Source organism: Nonomuraea longispora (assembly GCF_004348345.1).
GTDB lineage: Bacteria > Actinomycetota > Actinomycetes > Streptosporangiales > Streptosporangiaceae > Nonomuraea > Nonomuraea longispora.
This window is the reverse complement of record NZ_SMJZ01000309.1, coordinates 1-7,017: the sequence shown is the minus strand read 5'-3', so window position 1 is coordinate 7,017 and position 7,017 is coordinate 1. Positions and strand designations below refer to the sequence as shown.

At 69.6% G+C, this 7,017-nt stretch carries 8 protein-coding genes; 1 reads left to right on the top strand and 7 read right to left on the bottom strand.

Annotated features, from left to right (window positions below):
• Positions 1-248 (top strand): hypothetical protein (locus E1267_RS45110; protein WP_220449928.1); only part of this gene is annotated, 248 nt, incomplete at its 5' end.
• Here E1267_RS45110 and E1267_RS41645 read toward each other — a convergent pair.
• The 7 genes from E1267_RS41645 to E1267_RS41615 form a co-directional block, all read right to left on the bottom strand.
• Complete coding sequence (locus tag E1267_RS41645; RefSeq protein WP_132341502.1) at positions 235-1,230, bottom strand: ABC transporter ATP-binding protein; 996 nt, start codon at positions 1,228-1,230, stop codon at positions 235-237. The genes E1267_RS45110 and E1267_RS41645 overlap by 14 nt on opposite strands.
• Positions 1,227-2,237 carry an ABC transporter ATP-binding protein gene (locus E1267_RS41640; protein ID WP_132341500.1) on the bottom strand — a complete coding sequence of 337 codons (1,011 nt, stop codon included), beginning with the start codon at positions 2,235-2,237 and terminating at the stop codon, positions 1,227-1,229. Before E1267_RS41640 ends, E1267_RS41645 begins: the two co-directional genes overlap by 4 nt.
• On the bottom strand, positions 2,234-3,070 hold the full coding sequence (locus tag E1267_RS41635) for an ABC transporter permease (protein ID WP_132341498.1): 837 nt from the start codon (positions 3,068-3,070) through the stop codon (positions 2,234-2,236). The genes E1267_RS41640 and E1267_RS41635 overlap by 4 nt, the downstream gene beginning before the upstream one ends.
• Entirely contained in the window at positions 3,067-4,047 is a 981-nt protein-coding gene (locus E1267_RS41630) for an ABC transporter permease (RefSeq protein WP_132341496.1), read from the bottom strand. Before E1267_RS41630 ends, E1267_RS41635 begins: the two co-directional genes overlap by 4 nt.
• The gene (locus E1267_RS41625) at positions 4,044-5,666 is read right to left on the bottom strand and encodes an ABC transporter substrate-binding protein (RefSeq protein WP_132341494.1); all 1,623 of its coding nucleotides are present in this window, start codon (positions 5,664-5,666) and stop codon (positions 4,044-4,046) included. Before E1267_RS41625 ends, E1267_RS41630 begins: the two co-directional genes overlap by 4 nt.
• The gene (locus E1267_RS41620; protein WP_132341492.1) at positions 5,663-6,373 is read right to left on the bottom strand and encodes a PIG-L deacetylase family protein; all 711 of its coding nucleotides are present in this window, start codon (positions 6,371-6,373) and stop codon (positions 5,663-5,665) included. The genes E1267_RS41625 and E1267_RS41620 overlap by 4 nt, the downstream gene beginning before the upstream one ends.
• Positions 6,370-7,017, bottom strand: a 648-nt coding sequence (locus E1267_RS41615; protein ID WP_132341490.1) for a GNAT family N-acetyltransferase, incomplete at its 5' end; no start/stop codon positions are given. The genes E1267_RS41620 and E1267_RS41615, both read right to left, overlap by 4 nt.

The window sequence follows — 7,017 nt, the reverse complement described above, 5'->3', positions numbered from 1 at the left end:
GCCCGCCCCCGCAGGGCACGCCGGAGTCGCCGTTCACCCAGCGCCTGCCCTACACGCCCGACATGCTGCCCGACGTGCCCACCTACGAGGCCAGGCCGCCCAGGTCCGGCTGGTGGTGGGTGATCCTGGCCGGAGGGCTGGTGCTGCTGATCGCGGCGGCGGCCCTGGCGGCGGTGTTGTGGGCGGAGAGCAACGCCGACGCCGCGACACGGGCCCTCCAGGCAGGGAGCGTCGTCACCCGCGCGTGAGCTCCGGCGTCTCCGCCTGCCAGCAGTGCGTCCAGCGGCCCTCGCCCAGCTCCGTACGCCCCGGCACCTCGGTCGAGCACACCGGCAGCGCCACCGGGCAGCGCGGATGGAAACGGCACCCGCCGGGCGGGTCGATGAGGCTGGGCGGCTCACCGTGCCGGGCGGTGTCGCGCGGCGTCACCCGGTCAGGGTCCGGCGCCGACTCCAGCAGCAGCCGCGTGTACGGGTGCCGGGGCGACTGGGTGACCGCCTCACTGGGCCCGCTCTCGATGAGCCGGCCCGCGTACATCACCGTGATGTCCTCGGCGAAGTAGCGGGCGCTGGCGATGTCGTGCGTGATGTAGAGCAGCGCCAGCCCGCTCTCCTTGGCCAGGTCCTCCAGCAGCCGCAGCACGCCCAGCCTGATCGACACGTCCAGCATCGACACGGGCTCGTCGGCGATCAGCGCGACGGGCTCGACGGCCAGCGCCCGCGCGATCGCCACCCGCTGCCGCTGCCCGCCGGACAGCTCGTGGGGCAGTTTGTCCATGAACTGCTCCACCGGCGTGAGGCTCACCCGTTCGAGCAGCTCGGCGACCCTCCTGTGCTCCTCCTCGTCCGAGCGGACGTGCCCGTGGATGCGCAGCGGCCTGGCCAGGTGGTAGCGCACCCGGTGGAAGGGGTTCAGCGAGGAGAACGGGTCCTGGAAGATCAGCTGCACCTGGCGCCGGTAGTCGCGGAACGCCGCCCCGCGATGCGCCCGCACCGGCTCGCCGCGCAGCAGCAGCTCTCCTGACGTGGCCGGGTAGACCTGCGCGAGCAGCCGGGCCACCGTACTCTTGCCGCAGCCGCTCTCCCCCACGAGCGCCGACACCGAGCCGGCGCGCAGCGCGATCGACACGTCCTCCACGGCGCGCACGGGCGGCCGCTTCCCCAGCCGCCCCCTCGGCCCGCGGGCCGAGGTGAAGTGCTTGGTGAGGTTACGGCCCTCAAGAACGATCATGATGTTTCCTCCACACCGCGGCCTCCGTTCAGCAGGCACGCCACCTCGCCGTCCGAGCCGTCCGAGCCGTTCGGCCCGCGTGTCAGCAGCGGCAGCCGCGTGGAGCACTCCTCCACGGCCCGCCCGCAGCGCGGGTGGAAGGCGCAGCCGGGCGGCAGCGAACGCAGGTCGGGCGGGGTTCCGGGGATGCCGAGCAGTTCCTCGCGGGGCCCGTGCAGGCGGGGGAACGAACGGAGCAGACCCAGCGTGTACGGGTGCCGCGGCGTCCTGTGCAGCGCCTCGGCCGTGCCGGTCTCGACGACGCGGCCCGCGTACATGATGGCGATCCTGTCGGAGATCTCCATGAGCAGCGACAGGTCGTGCGTGATGAACACGACCGCGAAGCCGTACTCCTCCCTGAGCGCCCTGATCTCGTGGAGGATGTCGCGCTGCACCACCACGTCGAGCGCGGTGGTCGGCTCGTCCATGATGATGACCTCGGGGTTGAGGGCGAGCGCGATCGCGATGGCGGCGCGCTGCCGCATGCCGCCCGACAGCTCGTGCGGGTACGACCGCCGCCGGTCGGCGCTGATGCCGACGCGCTGCAGCAGTTCGACGGCCCGCTCGGACCGGTCGTTGCGCGACATCTTGGGGGCGTGGATGCGCAGCACGTCTTCGATCTGGGCACCGACGGTGCTGACCGGGTTGAGCGAGTTCATGGCGCTCTGGAAGACGACGGCCAGCTCCTTCCAGCGGAAGGCGCGCAGTTCGTCCCGTTTGAGGGCGAGCACGTCGACGGCGGTGCCGTCCTGGCGGTGGTAGACCACCGAACCGGAGGTGATCGCGGCGGGCGGGCGCAGCAGCCGGGCGACGGCGTTGGCCAGCGTGGACTTGCCGCTGCCGCTCTCCCCGGCGAGGCCGAGGATCTCGCCCCGCCGCAGGTCGAGCGAGACGTCGGCGACGGCGTGCACGGCGCCGCTCTGCGACAGGTAGTCGACGCCGAGGTCGCGGATCTCCAGGACGTTCATGTACGGGCCTTCCGAGGCGCCTTGACCTTGATCGTGCGCAGGCGGGGGTTGGCGATCTCGTCGATGCCGAAGTTCACCAGCGCGAGGCCGGTGCCGATGAGCGCGATGCACAACCCCGGCGGGATGAACCACCACCATGCCCCGATGAGCAGCGCCTGCCCGTTCTGCGCGAAGTACAGCATGCTGCCCCAGCTGACCGTGGACAGGTCGGCCAGGCCCAGGAAGGACAGCCCGGCCTCGGCCAGGATGGCGGCGACCACGGTGGCCAGGAAGCTGGTGGCGATGACGGGCAGCAGCACCGGCATGATCTCGAAGAAGATGATCCGCAGCGGCCCCTCGCCGCTGGCCCTGGCGGCCTGGACGAAGTCGCGCCGCCGGATCGAGAGGGTCTGGGCGCGCAGCACGCGGGCGCCCCATGCCCAGCCGGTGACCGCGATCACCACCGCCACGGAGCCGACGCCGCGCTGCGGCAGGTAACCGGCCAGCACGATGATCAGCGGGAGGGCGGGCAACACCAGGAAGATGTTGGTGAGCACGGACAGCACCTCGTCGACCGCGCCGCCGAAATAGCCGCCGACGAGTCCGACGAGGATCGCGAGCAGGTTGGCGATGACGGCCGACAACACGCCGATGCCCATCGAGATGCGGGCCCCGTACACGATCTGGGTGAGGATGTCCTGGCCGGTCTGCGTGGTGCCGAGCCAGTGCTCGGCCGACGGGCCCTGCAGCCCGTCGTCGCTGGTGGCGGCGGGGTCGGCGCCGATGAGCAGCGGCCCGGCCAGGGCCATCAGCGCGAAGAAGACGAGAATGCCGAAGCCGATCTTGATCTTCATTCGGACTCCTGCCTGGTCCGCGGGTCGAGCACGACGTACGCCAGGTCGGCCAGGAAGTTGGCGACGAGCACGGCCAGCGAGATGACGAGGAAGATGCCCTGCATGAGCGGGAAGTCCTCGTTCTCTACGCCTTTGAGCAACATCGACCCGATCCCCGGGTACGAGAAGACGATCTCGGTCAGCACCGACCCGCCCACCACGAAGCCGAGCGAGAGGGCGAAGCTGGTGATGTTGGGCAGGATCGCGTTGCGGGCCGCGTACGCCCACATGACCCGCCGCGAGGTGAGCCCCTTCGCCTCGGCCATGACCACGTAGTCCTCGCCCAGCGTCGTCACCATGACGTTGCGCATGCCGAGGATGCGGTCGGCCATCGAGGCGATCACGATCGTGACGGCGGGCAGCGCCGCGTGGTAGAGCACGCTCGCCGCGAACTCGCCGGTCATGCCGGGCATCACGTCCAGCCCGTACGCCCGCGACACGGGGAACCACTGCAGGGTCACGCCGAAGACGAAGACGAGCGCCAGCGCCACCCAGAAGTACGGCACCGCGTGCATGAACGTGGCCGCGGGCAGCACCCCGTCGAGCCAGGTGCCGCGCCTCCAAGCCATGAGCACGCCGAGCGAGGTGCCGATGAGGTAGCTGATCAGCGTGGCCACCCCGACGAGCCCGACCGTCCACGGCAGGCTGTCGGCGATGACCGTGGACACCTCGGTGGGGAAGAACGTGATCGAACGGCCCAGCTCGCCGCGAGCGAGGTTGCCGAGGTAGTCGAGGTACTGCTGCCACAGGCTGGCGTCGCTGATGCCGAACGCGCGGCGCATCGCGTCGATGGCCTCCGGTTCGACGTTGCCCTTCATCCTGGCCACCAGCAGTTCCACCGGATCCCCCGGCATGAGCCGGGGGATCAGGAAGTTGAGCGTGATGGCGGCCCACGCCGTCAGGAGGTAGAAGCCGAGCCGCCGGGCCAGGAACCTCACTTGGCGGCCGGTTTCAGACGCAGCAGCACGACGGCCGCGTCGGGCGAGGTGTACGGCGACGGAATCGCGTACGGGTCCTGCTCGGACGGCCAGCCGACGTACTTGTTCGTGCGGTACTGCGACCAGGACGGGCTGTAGAACAGCGGCAGGGTGGGCAGCTTCTCCACCATGATCTTGCCGAGTCCCTGCGTGGCCTTCTGCTGCTCGGCCTCGTCCTCGGTGGCGGCGTACTCCTCGATCAGCCGGTCGGTCTCGGCGTCCTTCCAGCGCTGGTAGTTGCCGGTGGCCGATTCGCCGACGGGCTCGGCCAGGCCGCCGAAGAGCATCGAGCGCATCTGGTAGTAGGGGGTCGGGCCTGCCGCGGTGGCCCTGATCGACAGCTCGTAGTTGCCCTTGCCGACCTTGGAAACCCAGTCCTGGAACGCCACGCCCCTGGTGTCGACCGTGATGCCGATCTTGGCGAGGTCCTCCCTGATGAGCTGCGCCGCGTTGACCCAGTCGGTGAACGGCGAGGGCACCAGCAGCGTGAACTTCAGCTCGGCCGGATCGACGCCCTTCAGCAGCTCCTTGGCCTTGGCCAGGTCCATCTTGAAGGCCGCGTCCTTGTACTCGGGCGGCACGTACGCCTCCCCGCCCGGCATCGGCACGCCGGTCGGATGCGCGACCTTGGTGTAACCGCGCTCGGCCACCCGCACGATCTTGTCGCGGTCGATGGCGAGGTTGATGGCCTGGCGCACCTCCGGCTTGGACAGGATCGGGTGGGTCAGGTTGGGCAGCAGCGTCACCACGCCCTCGGGCGGGAAGAAGAACTTGTTCTGCTCCGGCTTGCCCTGCACGTAGATCTTCTGGATGTCCGGCACGAACGCGCCCGCCCAGTCGACCTCGCCCTGCTGCAGCGCCGTCTGGACGGCGTTGGCGGTGTACGCGGGGAAGCGCAGCACCGGCACCTCAGGCTTGCCCGGCTGCCAGTAGTCGGGGTTCTTGACCAGCTCGTACAGCTGGGCCGAGAACTTCGACAGCGTGTAGGGGCCGGTGCCGACCGGCTTAGTGTTGGTGAAGGTGACCGGGTCCTTCTGCTTCTCCCACAGGTGCTTGGGCACGATCGGCGAGTTGCCCGCGATGTTGAACAGCTTGGCGTAGGAGGTCTTCTCGAAGTCGATGCGCACCTTGTCCGGCGCCAGCGCCTCGGCGTCGGCGATCTCCAGCGCGTTCCTGTTGAGCTCCGGATTGTCCTTGAGCATCTTGAACGTGAAGGCGACGTCGTCGGCCGTGAACGGCTTCCCGTCGGTCCACTTCACGCCCTGGCGAAGGGTGAACGTGACCGACTTGCCCTTGTCAGACCATTCGTGCTTCAACGCCAGCCACGGCGTGATCTCGCCGGGCTTGAGCTTGTTGAAGTACATGAGGGTCTCGTGGATCATCCCGCTCGTCCCGAAGTTCACGCCTTCGAGGTGGTACGGGTTGAAGTCCTCCTGGAACGTGCCCGAGTCCACGGCATGGATGATCAGCGGCGGGGCGTTCTCACCTCCGCCGCTCCCGCCGTTGCCCCCACCGGAACAGCCGGCGAGGGCGAGGGCGGCGAACACCGCCACCAGACGTTTGACAGGGGGCCTGATCATTGGGGGGCTGCCTTTCCGAAATACTTCGTCCGGAGGACGCGCGAACCCTTCGGGGCGGCGAACGCCTGCGCGCGGCCGAATCCGGCTGGTGCGCCGCGCACGACGGTCAGCGCGCGGTAGTAGTCGACGAACGGGAAGCCGTAGGTCTCGCCTCTGGCGTAGGCGTAGCCGGTGATCGCCTGCGACCAGATCTCGTACGCCTCCTCGCTCAGCTCGACGAACACGTCGGGAGCGAACCCCTCGGCGTCCTCCCAGTTGTCGGCGTAGTAGAGCTCGCTCGCCCAGTAGGCGGGCTGCTCGCGTTCGAGGGTCTTCAACCCGCCGTAGAAGCGGGCGTCCTCGACGATGCGGTGGGTGCGGGCGTGGTCCTTGTGGATGGACGCGCTCCAATGGGTCAGGATGACGTCCGGCCGCAGCTCCCTGATCTGGTCGCCGACGCGCATCTTGACCTCGTCGTCCTCCGGCAGCAGGCCGTCCTCGTAGTCGAGGAAGCGCACGCCGGCGCCGATCCGCTCGGCGAACGTCTCGGCCTCCTCGCGCTTCTGCTTGGCGTAGTCGGCCACCGGCACGCGGGGATGGCCGCGCTCGCCGAGCGTCAGGTGCAGCAGCGTCGCGCGGTCGCCGCGCAGGACGTGCTGGGCGAGCACCGCGCCCGCGGTCAGGTCGAGGTCGCCCGCGTGGGCGCCGATGGCCAGAACGTGCGTCATGCTTGTCGCCTCATCACGTGGAACCGCCTGGTGGTCTCGTAACCAGCCTTGGTGTAGAGGTGGCCGGCGGGGCTGGTCTCGCCGGTCCACAGGAACCACGACGAGTGAAGCCCCTCGGCCCGCATCATCGTCATGGTGAGATGGAGCAGGATCTTGCCGAGGCCGGTGCCTCGCTGCCCCGGGTCGACGCCGAAGGGGCCGAACCGCTCGGGAATGCCGCGGTAGGCCGCGTAGAGGGCGAAGCCCACGATGCCGTCCTTCTCCGCGATCACGATGCGCCCGGGGTCGCGGTGGTGACGGATCGCCTCACCCCAGTCGGGGTTGAAGGCGTCGGCGGCGAAGCGGATCAGCTGCGGCAGCTCGCCCACGGCAGGGCTGCGGAAGGCGTACCCTTCGCTCTCGCGCCTGGCGCGCAGCTCGTGCACGTCGTCCGGGGTCACGTAGCCGACGAGCGTGCGGTCCATCGCGACCGGCGAGTACAACGTGCGGAAGCCCATCGCCTCCAGCAACCGGAAGCCGGCAGGGTAGAGCTCCGGGTCGGCACCCGGCAACACATAGTTCGGCGTATACGACGAAAAATCCACCCTCGACCGGCCGGCACCCTCCAGGAACGCCAGCGCCTCCCCCACCAGCCGCCGCCCCAG

What these genes read in the sequence shown, in the direction of transcription:
- E1267_RS41645 (WP_132341502.1), bottom strand. Translation starts at nt 1,230, where the DNA reads ATGATCGTTCTTGAGGGCCGTAACCTCACCAAGCACTTCACCTCGGCC.
- E1267_RS41640 (WP_132341500.1), bottom strand. Translation starts at nt 2,237, where the DNA reads ATGAACGTCCTGGAGATCCGCGACCTCGGCGTCGACTACCTGTCGCAG.
- E1267_RS41635 (WP_132341498.1), bottom strand. Translation starts at nt 3,070, where the DNA reads ATGAAGATCAAGATCGGCTTCGGCATTCTCGTCTTCTTCGCGCTGATG.
- E1267_RS41625 (WP_132341494.1), bottom strand. Translation starts at nt 5,666, where the DNA reads ATGATCAGGCCCCCTGTCAAACGTCTGGTGGCGGTGTTCGCCGCCCTC.
- E1267_RS41620 (WP_132341492.1), bottom strand. Translation starts at nt 6,373, where the DNA reads ATGACGCACGTTCTGGCCATCGGCGCCCACGCGGGCGACCTCGACCTG.